At 69.1% G+C, this 18,889-nt stretch carries 17 protein-coding genes; 1 reads left to right on the forward strand and 16 read right to left on the reverse strand.

The features are described from left to right. Nucleotides 1-80: 80 nt before the first annotated feature. The 15 genes from ASE12_RS03720 to thrS form a co-directional block, all read right to left on the reverse strand. On the reverse strand, nucleotides 81-602 hold the full coding sequence (locus ASE12_RS03720) for an alternate-type signal peptide domain-containing protein (protein ID WP_056397118.1): 522 nt from the start codon (nucleotides 600-602) through the stop codon (nucleotides 81-83). Between the two features lie 398 nt (nucleotides 603-1,000). Further along, a complete protein-coding gene (locus ASE12_RS03725; protein WP_157412797.1) occupies nucleotides 1,001-1,534 on the reverse strand; it encodes a signal peptidase I in 534 nt (177 codons plus the stop codon). A 75-nt stretch (nucleotides 1,535-1,609) separates the two neighbouring features. Further along, a complete protein-coding gene (locus tag ASE12_RS19650; RefSeq protein WP_082582055.1) occupies nucleotides 1,610-2,563 on the reverse strand; it encodes a signal peptidase I in 954 nt (317 codons plus the stop codon). Then, a complete protein-coding gene (locus ASE12_RS03735) occupies nucleotides 2,560-3,171 on the reverse strand; it encodes a SipW-dependent-type signal peptide-containing protein (protein ID WP_082582056.1) in 612 nt (203 codons plus the stop codon). The genes ASE12_RS19650 and ASE12_RS03735 overlap by 4 nt, the downstream gene beginning before the upstream one ends. Continuing rightward, on the reverse strand, nucleotides 3,158-3,718 hold the full coding sequence (locus tag ASE12_RS03740) for a signal peptidase I (protein WP_056397127.1): 561 nt from the start codon (nucleotides 3,716-3,718) through the stop codon (nucleotides 3,158-3,160). Before ASE12_RS03740 ends, ASE12_RS03735 begins: the two co-directional genes overlap by 14 nt. A gap of 45 nt (nucleotides 3,719-3,763) precedes the next feature. After that, entirely contained in the window at nucleotides 3,764-4,297 is a 534-nt protein-coding gene (locus ASE12_RS03745; protein ID WP_082582057.1) for an alternate-type signal peptide domain-containing protein, read from the reverse strand. A 356-nt stretch (nucleotides 4,298-4,653) separates the two neighbouring features. Continuing rightward, nucleotides 4,654-5,547: a pyridoxal 5'-phosphate synthase lyase subunit PdxS gene (gene pdxS / locus ASE12_RS03750; RefSeq protein WP_056397131.1), complete on the reverse strand. Its 894-nt coding sequence runs from the start codon at nucleotides 5,545-5,547 to the stop codon at nucleotides 4,654-4,656. A 34-nt stretch (nucleotides 5,548-5,581) separates the two neighbouring features. Beyond that, nucleotides 5,582-7,300, reverse strand: coding sequence for an FAD-dependent oxidoreductase (locus ASE12_RS03755; RefSeq protein WP_082582058.1), 1,719 nt, complete (start codon nucleotides 7,298-7,300; stop codon nucleotides 5,582-5,584). Nucleotides 7,301-7,304: 4 nt separating this feature from the next. Further along, nucleotides 7,305-8,324 (reverse strand): diiron oxygenase, encoded by a 1,020-nt coding sequence (locus ASE12_RS03760; RefSeq protein WP_082582059.1) that lies wholly within the window; start codon nucleotides 8,322-8,324, stop codon nucleotides 7,305-7,307. Nucleotides 8,325-8,485: 161 nt separating this feature from the next. Beyond that, a complete protein-coding gene (locus tag ASE12_RS03765; protein ID WP_056397133.1) occupies nucleotides 8,486-9,100 on the reverse strand; it encodes a hypothetical protein in 615 nt (204 codons plus the stop codon). A 149-nt stretch (nucleotides 9,101-9,249) separates the two neighbouring features. Next, entirely contained in the window at nucleotides 9,250-9,855 is a 606-nt protein-coding gene (locus ASE12_RS03770) for a sortase domain-bontaining protein (RefSeq protein WP_056397137.1), read from the reverse strand. Nucleotides 9,856-9,938: 83 nt separating this feature from the next. After that, a complete protein-coding gene (locus ASE12_RS03775; RefSeq protein ID WP_056397140.1) occupies nucleotides 9,939-11,588 on the reverse strand; it encodes a sigma-70 family RNA polymerase sigma factor in 1,650 nt (549 codons plus the stop codon). Nucleotides 11,589-11,713: 125 nt separating this feature from the next. Next, nucleotides 11,714-12,352 carry a phosphatidylinositol phosphate synthase gene (gene pgsA, locus ASE12_RS03780; RefSeq protein ID WP_056397142.1) on the reverse strand — a complete coding sequence of 213 codons (639 nt, stop codon included), beginning with the start codon at nucleotides 12,350-12,352 and terminating at the stop codon, nucleotides 11,714-11,716. 3 nt (nucleotides 12,353-12,355) lie between these two features. Next, nucleotides 12,356-12,904, reverse strand: coding sequence for an HIT domain-containing protein (locus ASE12_RS03785; RefSeq protein WP_056397143.1), 549 nt, complete (start codon nucleotides 12,902-12,904; stop codon nucleotides 12,356-12,358). Next, a complete protein-coding gene (thrS, locus tag ASE12_RS03790; protein WP_056397144.1) occupies nucleotides 12,901-14,877 on the reverse strand; it encodes a threonine--tRNA ligase in 1,977 nt (658 codons plus the stop codon). Before thrS ends, ASE12_RS03785 begins: the two co-directional genes overlap by 4 nt. 136 nt (nucleotides 14,878-15,013) lie before the next feature. On the opposite strand from thrS, the gene ASE12_RS03795 reads away from it, so the two are divergent. Next, complete coding sequence (locus tag ASE12_RS03795; RefSeq protein WP_056397147.1) at nucleotides 15,014-17,362, forward strand: PAS domain S-box protein; 2,349 nt, start codon at nucleotides 15,014-15,016, stop codon at nucleotides 17,360-17,362. On the opposite strand, the gene ASE12_RS03800 is transcribed toward ASE12_RS03795, so the two are convergent. Further along, nucleotides 17,359-18,843, reverse strand: a complete 1,485-nt coding sequence (locus ASE12_RS03800; protein ID WP_082582061.1) for an FAD-dependent oxidoreductase — start codon at nucleotides 18,841-18,843, stop codon at nucleotides 17,359-17,361. The genes ASE12_RS03795 and ASE12_RS03800 overlap by 4 nt on opposite strands. Nucleotides 18,844-18,889: the final 46 nt, after the last annotated feature.

An 18,889-nucleotide genomic window follows, 5' to 3' on the forward strand; every position in this document is an offset into this window, starting at 1 on the left:
GCATCGTGTCGTGGTGTCCGTGGCGTTGGGGTGCCGGCTCGGGCCGGCACCCCTGCCAGGGAGGGATACCTACGTGTCGATCAGTTGTGGACCTGGGTGGCCGTCACGACGTAGTCGCTCAGGTTCACGGTGTCGCCCTGCGTGTCGTTGTCGACGCCCGTGCCATACGGGAAGTCGAGCACGATCTTGGCCGTCAGCGTGTCGCCGTCGTTGTCATCCGTGATCTCGGTGACCGAGCTGCCGTTGACATCGAACGACGGTGTGACGGTGACCGCAGCAGCGAGGTCGCCGCTCTTGCCGCCTCCGGACGCACCGAGCGTGGCGTGGAGGTGGTCACCCGTCGCGGTGATCGTGTACGTGCAGGTCTTGGTGAGCTGGTCGCCCGGCACGATGCCGACGGCGAGGTCGCCGCCTTGCGGCTCCTCGCCGCTGTCCAGCACCCAGTTCGAGCAGTCGGCGCCGGTCAACGACAGCGAACCGGAGTTGACGGACGATCCGTCGACCGTGGCCGTGGCGTTCCAGAAGGCCAGCGATCCGGCACCGCCGAGAAGCAGCGTCCCTGCGGCGGCGGCCGCAAGTGCGCCCTTGGTGGATTTCTTCATGTGGGAGTCCCATCCGGGTCAGCGCGACCCGAACGGTCACGCGTTTGTTATGACCCTCAAACGAGACGTGGACGACCAGGACACTGCGCGGGAACCGAAATGGCTCTTAAGGACTAGACATTCGGCTCGTTGGGATGGCAGGCCACCTTCACCGTCCGTCGGACGACGGCGGTGGCGTGAGAGACGAATCTCCAGGGGATACGCCACCGCCGCCGCTCCCTCTCGGATATCCCTCCCGATCGGGTTCGACGGAGGCAAGCACGTCTGGGACGCAGAGCGTCCGTGCAGGGGTCGTGCTCCCTCTGTTCATCGCCGCGCCATGCGAAGCACTCCCATACTTCAGCGCGACGATCACCACGAATCATACGCGGTGTCAGGGCAAAATCACGACTTCATCGTCATTCGGTCGCGCGGCGCGTGCCGCCGATCCTTCGCCGCGGGACGAACACGACGACGGCCAGGCAGGCCACGAACACGCCACCGATGCCGATCACCACGAGTCCGCCGGCGGCCCCGGCGACATGTCCCAGGAGCGGAACCGAGGCGAAGACGCGATCGACGTGCGTCACGTCGTAGGTCTCGGCGTCGGGCGCGGCGCTGTCGTCCGCCTTGAGCGTCAGCCGGATGCTGCTGCCGTACGGCTCGACCTGGACGACGCGGTGCGTGACCCGGGATCCCTGCCGGTCGGACACGCTCACGATGTCCCCCTTGCCGACGTCACCGGCCGAGACGCTCCTGGCCAGCGCGAGATCGCCCGAGGAGATGGCCGGTGCCATGGAGTCGGAGCGGAACGCGATGGGCTTGACGCCCAGGACGGCTCCGAGACCGGCCGCGAGCAGGCAGACCACTCCGAGCGCCGCCCCCACGTTGAGCAGGGTCGTTCGCCAGAAGCCACCGGTCCGTGGACCGGACCTGGCTCTGCGTCGTCCCACGTGCGGCATCGCGTCCCTTCGGGTCTCCCACCCGCCGAAGACTCTATCGGCGCCGGTCCGTGACCTGTCGCCCCGTCAGCTGCAGAGGCTGACGACGGCGACGGTGTAGCTCCGGGTGTTCGAGGCGACCGAGCTCCACGTCGTCGAGCCGAAGCTGCGGTTGGCCACGACCCACGCCGTACCCCCGCTGATCGCCGAGGTGATGCTGGTCGATGTCCCGGCCACGGTCTTCGTCGTCACCCCGCCCGTTCCGTAGTGCAAGGTGTAGTCGGTCGCGCCGGTGACCGCGGCCCAGTTGAACGTCACCGAGAGCACTCCGAGTCCCCCGCACGTGAACGTTGCCGGTGCGGGCACGGTGGACGCCGTCAGGGTCGTGCCCGTGACGGGTGCCGGGTTCGTCCAGAACGCCGCGGACGCCGGAGCCGCCACGGCCAAGGTGGCACCGGCGACCGCGACCACGGCCGCACGGGCCGCGACCCTCGTCCTGCGATCTGCCTTGCGCGCTCCCCCACGCGCGGGTCGGTCCGGCCTGAGCCGATCGTCAGGCGGGCGGCGACGGAATGCCAGCACCAGCATCCCGGTGACGTAGGCGCCGAGCACGAACAGTCCGCCCCGACCCGAGGCGGCGCTGACGACATATCCAGCCTTCGGGATGTCGAAGAGCACCCGTTCGGCGCGCGTCACCGTGTAGACCTCGGCATCCGCGGAGTCGTTGGCATCGCCCTGCAGGGTCAGCTGCCGGGCATCACCGTCGGCGGACATGCCGCGCAGGCGATGGGTCACCCGGTGGCCGTCGGCGTCGAGGACCGACACGACGTCGCCGACCTTCAACGAGCCGGCGTCGACCGTACGCGCGACGGCGAGGTCGCCGGTATGGATCGCCGGCGACATCGAGCCCGAGCGGAACACCAGCGGGGTGATGCCGAGCGCCCACCCCGCGAGAGTCGCAATGAGGCACACGACTCCGAGGATCGCGCCAGTCGTCAACGCGGTCTCCCGGGCGCCACGGACGAGTCGGCGCCGGGTCATGAGATGTCCGAGGTGCCGGTTGCGGTGAACGTCGCCGTGGCCGCCTTGCCCTGCAGGCTGCTCGGAGCGGTGTCCGAGAGCTTGACCTGGAAGCACAGGACCTCGTTGCCGCCCGACGCGGTCAGCGCCGTGCTCGGCCGCTTGGCGAGGATCGTGGTCGTCGTGGTGCTGGTCAGCGGCTGGTCGGTCACCAGCGCGGAGCCGCCGGTGCACGTGGCACCAGACTTGCTGCCGCCGAGGCGCACCGTCAACAGCAGCCCGTTCGCGGCCGCGGTGCTGTAGTCCGGCGCATAGGTGCCGGTGAGGCCGCCGGTCAGCGTGTACTTCGCCGGAGCGGTCCCGAAGTTCTTGACCGTCAGGACCTCCGCCGACGTCGTGCCCGGCACCATGGCGCTCATGCTCAACGTCGTCGTGGCGTACGAGTCGACGTCGTTGACCTGGAGGTCGAGCGTGCCCGCCGTGAACGTGGTCCCGCTGATCGGCACGCCATCGGTCCATGACGCGAACGTGCCCACCGAGCCGATGCCCAGGGCGACGCCGAGGCTCAGCAGTGCGCGGACGCGCACGGACGGCAGACGCCGACGGGTGGTGCCTCTATGACTGGACATGGGTGCCTTCCTTGCGGCCTCGCGTCCGCGCCGCCGCCGTGAACATCGCGACGGCGTACCCGAGCAGGCCGACAGCGACGATCACCACGGCGGTCTGCCGTTGGGCCGTCGTGAACACGTTCGTCATGCGGCCGAGGTACGGCACGGCGTACCACCGCGCGCCCTTGACCTGCACCGGCCTGACCGCCTCGGGATCGGGCGAGTCGTTCGCGTCGCCCTGGGTGCGGAAGATGCGCTCACCGTGTCCGTCGAAGCCGATGCCGACGACCCGGTGCGTGACGACATCTCGCTCGCCGGACTCCAGCTGATAGGTGACGACCGTGCCGATCGCGACGTCCGAGGCGTCGATCGGCTTGACCACCACCAAGGTGCCAGGCGGCATGCCGGGCTCCATCGAGCTGGTGAGGATCGTGTACGGCGTGGCGCCCGCGAGTCGCGGCACCAGCACCGAGACGACCAGCACCAGCAGGAAGGCGGACATGACGGACCAGGAGATGGCCTGGATCAGCCATCCCCTCGCCCGTCGTTCGTTGCGATGTGTCGACATTTTGAATCCCCGAGCCGGCCCGCCCCTGGAGCGGACCGGATCAGATCAGCTGTGATCCTGCTGGGCCGTGATCGTCACCGCGTTGAGCGTCGCCGACAACGTCTGCGTCGCGTTGAGGGACGCCGAGTCGAACGTGACGGAGATCGTCGCGGTGACGGTGTCTCCCCCGTTGGCCTCGGTGATCTCGGCCGGGATGTCGACGCCGTCGATCTGGTAGGTCGCGGCGACGTCGAGATCGTCCGTCAGGGCGTTCGTGGCTGCGAATCCTCCGCCGGTGACGCCGAGCGTCGCGCGCAGGTGATCGCCCGTCGCCGTGATGTCGAAGGTGCAGACCTTGGTGATGACATCGCCCGGGACGACCTTGTCGCCCGGCTGGTACGGATCGTTCAGCGGGTCTTCCCCGTCGTCCAGCAGCCATCCGGCGCCGCAGTCAGGCGTCGACAGCTTCAGCTCGCCGGCGGCGATCGCGCCACCCGGCACGCTGACGTTGTCGTTCCAGAAAGCGAGCGATCCAGCCCCGCCGACCAGCAAGATTCCAGCAGCGGACGCCGCCAGGGCACCCTTCGTAGACCTCTTCATGAGTTGCTCCCTCTTTCATCACTGCGCGACCAGAGGGGTCGCGCAGTCGATCTCCCACGACGAGCGTGCCTCGTCGGGGCACCACCCGGCAGCCGATCGGCGAAAGATGACTCGAACTGACTAGAGGCCAGCACAACCAGAAACGGCCAGGACCGCATGGTCCTGACCGTTTCGATGCTTCGCGGATTGTTGCGTCAATCTGAGTCAGCCACTCACCCGGCCATAGCGACGAGCGAAGCGAGGAGAGGGCCTACGCGACCATAGCGACGAGCGAAGCGAGGAGAGCCGCCCGTGCGGAGCACGGCAGCGGCGAGGTACGAGCCGCTGGAACGGCGAGCTTGCGAGCCGCGCGGCTCCTACCAACCGCGCTCGGCCAGTCGGTGGGGCTCGGGGATGTCGTCGACGTTGATGCCGACCATGGCCTCGCCGAGACCGCGCGAGACCTTGGCGATCACGTCGGGGTCGTCGAAGAACGTCGTGGCCTTGACGATCGCCTCGGCACGCTGGGCCGGGTTGCCGGACTTGAAGATGCCCGAGCCCACGAACACGCCTTCGGCGCCGAGCTGCATCATCATCGCCGCGTCGGCCGGAGTGGCGATGCCACCGGCGGTGAACAGCACGACGGGGAGCTTGCCGTTCTCGGCAACTTCCTTGACCAGCTCGTAGGGCGCCTGCAGCTCCTTGGCCGCGACGTAGAGCTCGTCCTCGGACAGTGAGCCGAGGCGACGGATCTGCGCGCGGATCTGACGCATGTGCGTCGTCGCGTTGGACACGTCACCCGTGCCGGCCTCGCCCTTTGAACGGATCATGGCCGCTCCCTCGGTCAGGCGCCGCAGCGCCTCGCCAAGGTTGGTCGCGCCGCACACGAACGGCACGGTGAACTGCCACTTGTCGATGTGGTTGGCGTAGTCGGCCGGGGTCAGCACCTCGGACTCATCGATGTAGTCGACGCCGAGCGACTGCAGCACCTGCGCCTCGACGAAGTGGCCGATGCGGGCCTTGGCCATCACCGGGATCGAGACGGCCTCGATGATGCCGTCGATCAGGTCGGGGTCGCTCATGCGGGCGACGCCGCCCTGCGAACGGATGTCGGCGGGCACGCGCTCGAGCGCCATCACGGCGACAGCACCGGCGTCCTCGGCGATCTTGGCCTGCTCGGCGTTGACGACGTCCATGATGACGCCGCCCTTGAGCATCTCTGCCATGCCGCGCTTGACCCGCGACGTACCGACGGTTGCCTCGTTGCTCACTGCTGTGTCCTTTGATGTGCCCGGATGATCACCCTCAGTCTACTCGGGACGAGCTCGCCCCCACGCGGCGGACAACAGTCGGACGCGCGCTGCGACGACGGGCCAGATCACGCCACCTGCGCCGTTCGGTCGGCGCGCTGGCCGCGGCCTCCAGCAGGTCGCCGACGTGGGTGAGCTTGCGCCTCGGACGACCCTGTCGCGCACCGGCCAACCGCTCGGCGCGATCGATGGCCCGCCAGCCCATGGCGTCGACCCGATCCGGTACGCGCGACCGTACGAGGGCGTCGAACCCATCGCGTAACGACTCGTCGAGCAGCCCGGCGTTGAAGTCGGCGATCACGTGCTCGACGGTCTCCTGGGCGCACGTCTTGTTGGTGCCGATGAAGCCCGTGGGCCCACGCTTGATCCACCCCACCGCGTACGTCCGCTGAGCCCCGGACACGCGCCCTCCGGTGTTGGGCATGACCCCCTGCTCCTCGTCGAACGGGACACCGGCGACCGGCACGCCCCGGTAGCCGATCGAGCGCAGCACGAGCCCGGTCGTGATCGTCGAGATGTCGGAGGTCGGCACGGCGCGTACGACACCGCCGTCGGTCGCGAGCTCGTTGCGGGAGACGCGTACGCCCGTGACGTGCTCGTCGCCCACGATCTCGACGGGCGAGCTGGTGAAGCGGAACACGATGCGACGGTTGCCGTCGCGGTGCGGGCGGGCCGCCGCGGCGCGCAGGGCAGACAGCTTCTGGCCGACCATCACGTCCTCGACCGGCTGGGTCAGGTCGGCACCCTCGACGACGATGTCGATGTCGTCGCGGCTGAGCAGGCCCAGCAGCTCCGGCAGCGTGAACGCCGCCTCGGCGGCTCCTCGCCGGCCGAGCAGGACGACCTCCCGGACCGCGCTGCTCCGCAGAGCCGCAAGGGCATGATCGGCGATGTCCGTGGAGGCCAGCCGGGCTGGGTGCGTGGCGAGGATGCGGGCGACGTCGAGGGCGACGTTGCCGTTGCCGACGATGACGGCCCGATCGCTGCTCAGGTCGAAGACGTCGTCGGCGTGGTCCGGGTGGCCGTTGTACCAGGCGACGAAGTCGGTGGCCGTCCCGCTGCCGGGCAGCCGCTCCCCCGGGATGCCGAGCGTCCGGTCCTGCGACGCGCCCGTGGCGTAGAGGACGGCGTGATGGTGCTCGAGGAGCTCGTCGTGCGTGACGTCGGCGCCGACCTCGACGTCGAGGACGTACGAGAATCCGGGCTGGTCCTCGATCTGGCGGAACAGCTCGTCGATCGCCTTGGTGTGCTGGTGGTCGGGGGCGACTCCCGCGCGGACCAGACCGTACGGCGTGGGGAGCCGGTCGATGACCCTGACCTCGACGTCTGGGCGCTTCAGCAGCTCGTCGGCGGCGTAGAGCGCTGCCGGCCCGGACCCGACGATCGCGACCCGCAGGCGACCACGCTGCGGGTCCTGGGCGAGGACCGGTGCCACCGGCGCCTGCACCGGGTAGTCCCGCTCGGCAGCGTGGAACAACGCGTTGACGTCGACGAACGGCAGCTGCGGCTCCAGCAGCTTGGTGTCCGGGACGATCGCGCCGACCGGGCACGCGCTGACGCAGGCGCCGCAGTCGACGCAGGAGACCGGGTCGACGTACAGCATCTCGGCCAGGCCGAAGTCGGCCTCGTCGGGCGTCGGATGGATCGCGTTGACCGGGCAGGCGAAGACGCACGAGGCGTCGCCGCAGCACGCCTGGGTGACGACATGTGCCACGTCGTCAGCCCTGAGAGAACGCGACGGGCGGCTCGCTGCGGTAGCGCGACGGGCGGCCGTCGATGCGGCACAGCTTCCACATCCAGCGGGCGACGCGGTTCTTGCGCAGTCCCGACTGCTCGGCCAGCATGCGTACGTCGCCGAACAGGTCCTGGAGGCGCTCGCGGGACTCCGGCGCCTTCCAGTAGAGGTCCTTCATGACCTTACGCGGGATGCCGAACTCCTTGCGGAACGCCTTGGAGGGCACCATGATCACGTCGCACAGGACCCGCATGATGACCGGGAACAGCAGCGAGATGATGAACTTCTCGATGCGGCCGAGCCGCGGGGCGTTGCGGCGGATGTAGTGGTGCGCGAACGAGATGTGCCGCGCCTCCTCGGCGATGTGGATCTCCATGATGCGCGAGAGCACGGGCGGCAGGTCCTTGCCGCTGCGCAGGATGCCCTTCTGGGTGTGGTCGATCGGCTCCTCGCCGGCCAGCACGCCGATGAAGAACGCGAACGGCACCGCGGAACCGGCCCAGGGCAGGATGCCGGCGACCTTGCGCATGAGCCACGGCATGCCGGCGACGTCGACGCCGATGCGGTTGACGGTCTGCTGGAACATCTGCGTGTGGTGGCACTCCTCCGTCGCCTCGTGCGTGAGGTAGCGGTACTCCGGGGAGCCGTTGGGCAGCGTGAAGACGTACTGCATGATGCCGCGGATCAGGATGTTCTCGAACTGCAGGCCGACCTTGAGGATGTTGGCCTGGCGCCACTGCCCGATCTCGATCTGCCGGGCCAGGGACTGCGACTGGTACCACGGGTGGGCGCCCAGCGGGTCCACGTCGGCAGGCAGGACCCAGCGTGGGTCGTCGTGATGCACCTCGAAGTCCGGGTCGCTCCACGGCACGTCGATGAATGCGTCGAAGTGCCGGTCGACCGACGCCTGCGACAGCCCCTCGAGGATGTCGGCGTACTGCTCGGGCGTCACGTCCACCGGGATGTCGGGCAGGTCGTCCACGTGGTCGAGCGTCTGGGACATCTGGGAGCTCCTCGTCGTCGGTTCTATCGCCAGCATGCGCCATACCGAGGGTATGTGTCAACGACGATGTCACATAGCGAGTGTCACGCTCTCGTCGGGGTCTGGAACGACAGCGAAGAGCCCCGCACCCCTGGACGGTGCGAGGCTCTTCGGTCTGCGGGTCAGGCGTTGCCGCCCGTACGCTTGCGCACCGCGAACGCGGCACCCGTTGCGGTCACGGCGAGGCCGCCGGCGAACAGCCAGGCGAGGTCGAGGCCGCCGTCCTGCTGCTCCGACGCGAGGCCCGCGTCGATGCGGTTCGGCAGCTCGACGGTGTCGCGGGTGTCCACGACGTCGTCGACCGAGTTCTTCGACTCGCCGCCGCCGTTGCCGCCGTCGTTCGGCTCGTCGCCGTCCTTGCCGGGCGTGCAGTCGACACCGTGCGTCGGGCAGGGCGCGGGGTTGGTGAAGTCGCCGGGGCCCTTGGGGCCGTGGGGCTTGGGCGCGTCGCTGAAGTCGCCCGGGCCCTTCGGCTTGTCCGGCTTGGGCGCATCGCTGAAGTCGCCCGGGCCCTTCGGCTTGTCCGGCTTGGGCGCGTCACTGAGATCGGCCGGGCCCTTGGGCGGGGTCGGCTTCGGCGCCGGGGCCTTGATGTCGAGATCGGGCTGGGGGTCCGTGTGGGGCGGGACGATGATGACCGGGCCGGGCTCGGTCGCCATGGCGGCGGCCGGAACCATCGTGAGTGCGGCGGTGGCCAGCGGGGCGGCGACGATCAGGTTGCGGATGGTGCTGTTCATGTCATTCTCCTGGTGGTTGGTGGTGCTGCTGATGTGTGGTGGTCAGTGGTGTTGCTTGCTCGGATGTAGGAGCACGACCCCCTGGGAGTCCTTGCAACTTTTCTGGAAGTTTTTTTCGTAGGGTGTCCGACAGCGGACAGATCCGCAGGTCAGGGCGCGAGTCGGGCGAAGACGATGGTGTTGTCGGGATACATCCGGGTCACCGGATCAGGCGTGCCGCCGCACGTGATGAGCCGCAGCACGGGGCGGTCCGTCTCGTTCCAGATGCGCTTGTACGGCAGCCGGTCCTTGCCTGCCTGCTCCACGGACTCGACGACGAACGTCGACCTGCCATCCGTACGCGTGACCGTCACCCGGTCCCCCGGCGCAAGCTCGTGCAGCCGCGCGAACACGTCATCACCGGCCGGCCCGTGGACGTGGGCGACGAGGACGGCCGGACCGGGTGCGCCGGGCCGGGGACCCAGGTCGTACCACCCGGCGTCACCGAAGTCCGGCGTCTCCATGGCCCCGTTCGCCTTGAGGCCGACGCCGTGCAGGCGTTCGTCGACCTTGATCGCGGGAATCGTCAGGTGCGTCGGTCGGCCGACGGGCCGGGCTTCATGGCGTACGGACACCGGCGGCGGAGGTGGCGCTGCCTGGGTCGGCACCGTTTCAGGCGCGCGGGCCTCGGGTTGGGTGCGGCCGGAGCCGGCGAGCCCTCCAAGGGCCGCCGCTGCGACTGCGGTGACAAGGGTCGTACGGACGATGCGGTTCATGCCAGGTGCCTCCGGGTCTCGTGTGCCTACACGAGTGGGAGCACCGGGCGGTCCCGGTTCTTACAACTTTTGCCGGTCGAGCCTCAGCCCGGGCAAGGGTTGACGGTGACCGTGCGCGACGAGCCCGTAGCGGTGTTGCCACGCTTGTCGGTGGCGGTCACCCGCATCGTCACCTTGCCGCCGGGCGAGAACTCGCCCATGTCGGCCCGCCAGACGGATCCGGAGCGAGACATCGACGTGCTGCCCGATTTCGCACCGCCAGATCCGGTCCAGCGCAGCACGACGGAGGAGATGCCGCTCTCGTCGGAGACGCTGACCCGTACGGGATTGCTCGTGCAGGTCGAGCTGGACCCGAGGCTGGGACGCCCGACGACGGGTTTGTTCTCCTCGACGACCGTCACGTTCACGGTCGCGGTGCCCGTGCCCCACGAGACGCTGAGGCGGCCCGACGACTTCCCCTCGCCGATGTCGCCGCGGTCGGCGCGTACGGCGACGCGGGTCGACGTGCCTGCGGCGACGCGTCCGGTCGACGGCGATGCCGACAGCCAGGCGGCGTTGGACGACAGCTGGTAGTCGACCGGCAGCCCGCCGGTGTTCGTGAGGGTGATCGTGGAGCTGCTGCCGCTGCGACCGAGCGCGATCGAGGTGGTCGACACCGTGAGGTTGCCGGGCGCCTTGGGCGTGGCCTTGGTCGGCTTCGGCGTGGGGGTCGTGGTCGGCCCGGCCTCCGCCGTCGGCGCGGCCGAGGGCGTGTCGGTGGGAGACGTCGCCACGATGTCACCCTTGGGCGAGGGGTCGTCATCATCGCCGGCCCAGAACAGCGCGGCTACGCCGGTCAGGATGATGACGATCGCTGCGGCGGCAGCCGTGACCGCGGCCTTGGGCCGTCGACGCGGGGCCAGCGCAGGAGTGACGGAGAGCGGCTCGCCGGTCGGGGTGGTGTAGGCCACGAGCTGCGGATCGCTCACGACGCGGTCACGCAGCGTCAGTGGGGCCGCGAAGATCGGCACGGAGGCCAGCAGCATCCAGGGGCTCAGGATCTTCTTGCGGCGCTGCGAGCACACGTCGCAGTCGTCGACGTGACGCGAGACCCGCTTGCGGATCAGCGGTGAGAACGTGCCGTCCCAGTCGGCCAGCAGGTCGTCGAGGTCCTCGCAGTCGTCGCGGCCCAGGCGGGCGATCAGGAGCGCACCGAGCGAGCGGTCGACCTGGGCGCGCAGGCGATTGAGCATGACGTACGCGTTGGAGGCCGAGACGCCCATCGCCTCGCCGAGCTCAGCGCCCTCGAGGCCCTGCCGAAGGTGCAGGTCGAGGAGGGCGCGATCGCGGTCGGCGAGGCCGGCGGAGGCGTCCCACACGATCTTCTGCATCGCGGCGCGCTCCGCCTCCTGGTCCGGGGTGAGGGCGTCGTCAGCCATCTGAACCAGCTGCTCCTCGCCGCCGTACGCGACACGCTTGCGCGCCCGCAGCTTGCGCAGGCACTCGCTGCGCACGATGGCGTACAACCACGGCCGCAGTCGCTCCGGATCGCGCAGCTGGCTGAGCCGTTCCGCGACGAGGACGAAGGAGTCCGCCACGGCGTCCGCTGCGTCCTCGCGGTGCCGCAGCATCGAGTAGGCGAAGTCGTAGAGCTTGGTGCCGTAGCGGTCGTAGACCGCGGCGAACGCGTCGCGGTCGGCAGCCAGCACCCCCGCGACGAGCTCGGCGTCCGTGGGACTGATCGGCTCGCTCACGCTGGCATCCTACGAAGAATCGCAGGGCCGTACGGCGAACGCGCGACATCGGTCACTCTCTTCTCCTGGCGGTCGGGTCACCAGTAGGAGTCGCGAGCGACCCCGGTCTTACAACTTTTGCGCGATCAGCTGTCGAGGCCCGGATCGGCGACGGCCTGCCGGTGCACGGTCACCATGCGCTGCACGACGGTGACCGCACTCGCGGCCGCAAGTGCCCACAGCGTGATCTCGCGCAGGAACGGGGCGTCGAACAGGCCTGAGAAGCCCGTCATCACGAGGATCGCGACGAGCCGGTCCGAGCGCTCGGCGATGCCCACCTTGGCGGTCATACCCAGGCTCTCGGCGCGGGCCCGCTCGTACGAGGTCACCGCCCCGAGGACGAGGCACGCGAGGCTGAGGTAGAGGTAGATCCGAGGATCACCGAGGTCGGCCTCGGCGTCCGAGGTCGTGTAGTAGAGCAGGAGCCCGCCGAAGACCGCGGCGTCGCCGAACCGGTCGAGCGTCGAGTCGAGGAACGCGCCCCACTTCGACGACTGACCGGACTTGCGGGCCATGTAGCCGTCGATGATGTCGCTGAAGACGAACGCCGTGACGACCAGGACGCCGATGAAGAACTCGCCACGCGGGAAGAAGATCAGCGCGCCGGAGCAGACGCCGATCGTGCCGACCCACGTGACCCAGTCGGGCTTGACGCCAAGGCGCAGCAACAGGTCGCCGAGCGGCGCCCAGACGTTGGTCCAGAACTGGCGGAAGCGTTCGAGCATGGGTTACTCCTTGGGCCAGGCGGCCGCGAGCATCTCGCGGGTGTCGCCCAGCAGCTGTGGCATGGTCTTGGTCTGGCCGATCACGGGCAGGAAGTTCGAGTCGCCGCCCCAGCGGGGCACGACGTGCTGGTGCAGGTGGGCCGCGATGCCGGCGCCGGCGATGTTGCCCTGGTTCATGCCGAGGTTGAAGCCCTGCGGGCTGGTGACCTCGCGCATCGTGCGCATCGCCGTCTTGGTCAGCTCGGCGACCTCGAGCGTCTCGTCGTCGGTCAGGTCGGTGTAGTCCGCCACATGGCGATAGGGGCACACCAGCAGGTGTCCGGCGTTGTAGGGGTAGAGGTTGAGCACGGCGTACGCGTGCTCGCCGCGATGCACGATGAGCCCTTCGACGTCGTCCATCTGCGGGATGCGGCAGAACGGGCAGTCGGCCTCGTCGGCGGTCGTGGGCTTGCCCTCACCCTTGATGTAGACGATCCGGTGCGGCGTCCACAACCGTTCGAACGCGTCGGGCTCCCCCACGCCGTCCTGCTGGCCCTCGTCCACCTCGGTCACACCTGCACTCGCGTGCTGACCGCCTCGACGATGCGGGCGACGGCGTCGTCGAGCGCGATGCCGTTCTCCTGCTCGCCGCTGCGGTAACGGAATGACACGGCACCGGCCTCGATGTCGTTGTCACCGGCGATGACCATGAACGGGACCTTCTGGGTCTGCGCGTTGCGGATCTTCTTCTGCATGCGCTCGTCGGAGTCGTCGACCTCGACGCGGATGCCCTGGGCCTTGAGCGTGGCCGCGAGCTCGTAGAGGTAGTCGACGTGCCGCTCCGCGACCGGGATGCCGACGACCTGCACGGGCGCGAGCCACGGAGGGAACGCGCCGGCGTAGTGCTCGACGAGGACACCCATGAACCGCTCGATCGAGCCGAACTTGGCCGAGTGGATCATCACGGGCTGCTGGCGCGAGCCGTCGGCGGCGACGTACTCGAGGTTGAAGCGCTCCGGCGACGGCTGGTTGAAGTCGTACTGGATCGTGCCGAGCTGCCAGGTGCGACCGATCGCGTCGCGGGCCTGCACCGAGACCTTGGGGCCGTAGTAGGCGGCACCGCCGGGGTCGGGCACGAGCTCGAGACCGCTGTCGATGCAGACGTCCTCGAGGACCTTGGTCGCGATCGCCCAGTCCTCGTCGGAGCCGATGAACTTGTCGGGCTTGGAGTCGTCGCGGGTCGACAGCTCCAGGTAGTAGTCGGGCATGCCGAAGTCACGCAGCAGGCTCAACATGAAGTCGAGCAGGTGGCGGATCTCGTCGGGCGCCTGCTCAGGAGTGACATAGGAGTGCGAGTCGTCCTGGGCGAAGCCGCGTACGCGAGTCAGCCCGTGGATCACGCCCGACTTCTCGTGGCGGTAGACGTGCCCGAACTCGAACAGCCGCAGCGGCAGCTCACGGTAGGACCGGCCGCGCGAGCGGAAGATCAGGTTGTGCATCGGGCAGTTCATGGCCTTGAGCCGGTAGTCGTTGCCGTCGACGTCGAGCGCGGGGAACATGCCCTCGCCGTAGTAGGGCAGGTGGCCGGAGGTGTAGAACAGCTCCTCCTTGGCGAGGTGCGGCGTGCCGACGTACTCGAAGCCCTCCTCGATGTGGCGCTGACGGACGTAGTCCTCCATCTCGCGCTTGATCACACCACCCTTGGGGTGGAACACCGGCAGGCCCGAGCCGATCTCGTCGGGGAAGCTGTAGAGGTCGAGCTCGGTGCCGAGCCGGCGGTGGTCGCGGCGCTGCGCCTCCTCGATGCGGTGCAAATGGGCATCCAAGGCTTCCTTGGTCTCCCAGGCGGTGCCGTAGATGCGCTGCAGCTGCTTGTTCTTCTCGTCGCCGCGCCAGTAGGCAGCAGCGCTGCGCATGAGCTTGAACGCGGGGATGCGCTTGGTGGTCGGCAGGTGCGGGCCGCGGCACAGGTCCTTCCACGCCAGCGACCCGTCACGCTTCAGGTTGTCGTAGATCGTCAGTCCGCCGGCGCCGACCTCCACGCTGGCGCCCTCGGCCGCGTCACCGGCGCTGGACTTGAGGCCGATGAGCTCGAGCTTGTAGGGCTCGTCGGCGAGCTCGGCCCGGGCATCGTCGTCGGAGATCTCGCGGCGGTCGAACTTCTGCCCCTCCTTGACGATCTTGCGCATGCGGGACTCGATCTTGTCGAGGTCCTCGGGCACGAACGGCTCGGGCACGTCGAAGTCGTAGTAGAAGCCGTCGGTGATCGGCGGGCCGATGCCGAGCTTGGCCTCGGGGAAGAGCTCCTGGACCGCCTGCGCCATGACGTGCGCGGTCGAGTGGCGCAGAATGTCGCGGCCGTCCGCGGTGTCGATCGCGACGCCTTCGACCTCGTCGCCGGCGCTCAGCTCGTAGGCGAGGTCCTTGAGGTCACCGCCGACGCGGGCCGCGATGATGTCGGGCGCATCGGCGAACAGCTGCCACGCCTTGGTGCCCGTCTCGACAGCTCGTGCCTCGCCGTTCAGGACGATCTGGATGTCGGACATGCGTGACCTCTGTTCGGTATGACGCGCCCTACGGATGGCGCGTACTGCTTGGTCCCACCCTATGGCAGTGCGACTCGGTGGAGAGAGGTGGTCGCAGCGGTCGCGAAATGTGGCAGCGGGGGCCATAGTTGCGACCATGGGGAACACCACTGCGACAGTCGTTCTCATCGACGACTCTGCTGGGGTACGCGAGCTCCTCAAGACCCAGTTCAGGCTTTCCGGCCTGCTCACGGTGGTCGGCGACGGCGCCAACGGTGTCGAGGCCATCGGGCTGGCGCACCGCCACCAGCCCGACCTGCTGCTGCTCGACCTCTCGATGCCGTCGATGGACGGGCTCGACGCGCTGCACGGCATCCTCACGGTGTCTCCCCAGACCCGTGTCGTCATCTACACCGGCTTCGAGAGCAACGGTCTGGCCGATCGTGCCCTGGAGCTGGGCGCGGCCGCGTTCCTCGAGAAGTCGGTACCGATCGAGCAGATGGCGCACCGCCTGCACGCGATCCTCAGCGGCACCCCTGCCTCGGCACCCTCGGCACCCTCGGAGCGGCGGCTGGAGGTCGTACCCGACCCGGTCGACGACCAGGTGAGTGCCGACCAGGACCACGCCCACGACGACCAGAGCGTGCTCGACGAGCACCTCGAACGGTTCCGCGAGGTCTTCGAGCAGGCCGCCATCGGCATGGCGACGATGACGTTGACCGGCAGCATCGTGCGGGCCAACCGCGCGCTCGGCACGATCCTGCTCCGCAAGCACGAGGATCTCGTCGGAGTCGACTACGCCACCCTCACCTCCGGCCGCGGCGACCACCTGAGCACAGCGCTCGACGAGATCGTGCTCGGCGCCGCGGACCTGGTGCACCTGGAGCACGAGGTGAGCGGGACCAGCCAGCCGCGGCACGTCCAGGCCTCGATCGCCGCGATCCGCGACGAGGCCGGCGCGCCGCTCTACCTGTTCCTCCAGGTCCAGGACGTCACGGCCCAGCGAGCCGCGGAGGAACGCCTGCGGCTCAGCGAAGAGCGCTTCCGACTCCTCGTCGACGCGGTCGAGGAGTACGCGATCTTCATGCTCTCGCCCGAAGGCCTCGTGGTGAGCTGGAACCCGGGGGCGCAGCGCAGCGAGGGCTATCGCGCCGAGGAGATCATCGGGCGGCACTTCCGTACGTTCTACCCGCGCGAGCTGCAGGAGGCCAGGCACCCGGAGTACGAGCTCGAGCGGGCGCTCGCCGACGGCCACTACTCCGAGGAGGGCTGGCGCGTCCGCAAGGACGGCTCGACGTTCTGGGCGCACGTCGTCATCACCGCGGTGTTCGACGACTCCGGCCAGCACCTGGGCTTCGCCAAGGTCACCCGCGACATCACGACGACTCGGGAGTCGCAGGAGGCGCTGCGACAGAGTGAGGAGCGCTTCCGGCTGCTGGTCGAAGCGGTGAGCGACTACGCGATCTTCATGCTCGACCCCGAGGGCCACGTCATGAGCTGGAACACAGGGGCGCAACGCAGCACCGGCTACCCGAGCCGCGAGATCATCGGCCAGCACTTCCGGATCTTCTACCTGCCCGAGAGCCAGGCCGAGCGGCATCCCGAGAACGAGCTCGAGATCGCGCTGAGCACCGGACGCTACGAGGAAGAAGGCTGGCGGGTTCGCAAGGACGGCACCCGCTACTGGTCCAACGTCGTGATCACGGCGGTCTTCAACGACGTCGGCGATCACGTCGGCTTCGCCAAGGTCACCCGCGATCGCACCGAGCAGCGGATGGCCGAGAAGGAGCGCGAGCAGATCAACGAGTCCCTCGAGGCGCTCAACGAACGGCTCCGGCAGGCTGCCGCCGACCAGACCCAGTTCCTCGCCGTGACGGCGCACGAGCTGCGCACTCCTGCAGCCGTGCTGCGCGGCTCTGCCGACACGCTCTCACGCCATTGGGCCGATCTCGGCGAGCACGAACGCATAGGCCTGCTGGCCGGCATGTCGTCGAGCGCCGAGCGCCTCGGCCGGCTCCTCAACGACCTCCTCACCGCGTCGAAGCTCGACTCCGACGCGCTCAACCTGCGCCCTGAGCGTGCCTCGATCGCCTCACTTGTCGAGACCGCCGTCGACGGGGCCCGCGCTTCGCGCAAGGACGTCGACATCCGCGTCGGGGAGCTTCCCGACCTGGAGGTCATGGTCGACCCGAGCCGCTTCGGCCAGGCGATCGACAACCTGATCGGCAACGCCATCTCGCACGGCACCGCCCCCGTGCACCTCGAGGTGGCGGCGTCGGACGGTCTGGCACACATCCGCGTCAGTGACTCGGGCGCGGGGGTGGACACCGACGTGCTGCCCCGGCTGTTCGAACGGTTCGCGACCGGCGACAACGTACGCGGCACCGGTCTGGGGCTGTTCATCGTCCGCGAGCTGGCCCGGGCCTCCGGCGGCGACGCGTTCTACGAGGCGCCGACGTCGGACAACCCCGCCGGCACGTTCGTGCTCACCGTGCCAATCGCCTAGACGAGCTTGGCGACCTCGGCCGCAGCGCGCTCCCCCGCTCGTACGGCACCGTCCATGTAGCCCGCCCAGTACGTCGAGGTCTCCGTGCCGGCCCAGTGCACGCGCCCGTGCGGTTCGCGGATCGTCGAGCCGTACGCGACAGTGGCACCGGGCTGGACCGTGGCGACGGGGCTGCCCATCGTCCAGCGCTCATGCGTCCAGTCGTGCTCGACGTACTCGATGGGGTTGAGCGCCTCGGGTCCGACCACCTTGGCGAAGCCCTCAAGCACGAGCTTGCGGCGCTCGGCCAGCGGCAGCATGGCGCACTGCTGCCACGACGAGCCACCGACGAACGCGAGCAGCACGCCGACCTTGGCGTCGGCCGGGCAGTTGTCGAACACCGTGCGCACCACGCCGCTGTTGAGCACGCCAGAGCCCGACAGGCCCTTGGCGCGCCAGAACGGCGTGGCATACACCGCGTCGACCTTCATCAGCGTGCCCATCGGCATCCGCTGCATCAGCTGGAGGCGTCGCGGTGGGAGCAGCGGCGACCAGTCAATGCCCAGCACGAGCGGCGGCGGGACGGCCACGATGACCCGCTTGGCCGTGACCGTGCCGCGATCGCTGACGACCGTGACGCCGGTGCTGGTCTGCTTGATCTTGCGGACGGGTGCGTTCAGGGCCACGCGCGAGCCCAGGGCCGAGGCGACTCGCAGCGGCAGCAGGCCCGAGCCGCCGACGAACCTCGAGTCCTGCGCCGCGTCGGGCGTTCCGGACGAACGCTCGAACGTGCCGGGGTTGGTCTCGTTGCCGGCCGTGGCGATGTACCAGAGCAGGAACAGCAGTGAGATGCCCTCCGCGTCCACGCCGAAGGCCGACTGGAAGTACGCCTTGAGGACCTCCCGGACCGTGGGCACCACGGTGTTCTGCCGGATCCAGGTGTCGACCGTCATGTTGTCCCACTCGGCTGCCCGCTTGGCGGTCCAGGGCGCGTCGACCGGGACCTGCGTCGACATCTCGTCGATCCGCAGCTGCAGCAGCAGGGCGTCGGCGAGGATCAGCGGGTCGGGCGGGACCGTGCCGGTGTACTTCATGGTGTTGCCGCCGGCGCTGACGTACACGTTCCTGCCGGTGATGTATTCCTTGAACGTCGCGACGTTCAGCTCCTTGGCGAGCGCGAGCACGTGGTCCTGCGTCGGGCCGACGAACGCGCCACCGGACTCGATGACAGAGCCGTTCGTGAGCGTGTGGTTGAGCAGCCGGCCGCCGACGCGGTTGCGCGCCTCGAGCACCAGGACCTTCTTGCCGCTCTTGACCAGCTTGCGCGCCGCGACGAGGCCCGACAGGCCGCCGCCCACAACCACGACGTCGACGCTCGTCGGCAGGCTTCCGGAGGTCGTCGCCGCCTCGGCGGCCTCGCCGAGTCCCCCGATCGCGAGGATCGCTCCGCCCGCGGCAGCGCCGCTCAGGAGTCCGCGTCGTGACAGTCCGTGCTCAGCCATGGGATGCCCTCTCGTTTGCTGAGTCAACGAGAGATGCGCCGAAAGG

The organism is Aeromicrobium sp. Root236, from assembly GCF_001428805.1.
Lineage (GTDB): Bacteria > Actinomycetota > Actinomycetes > Propionibacteriales > Nocardioidaceae > Aeromicrobium.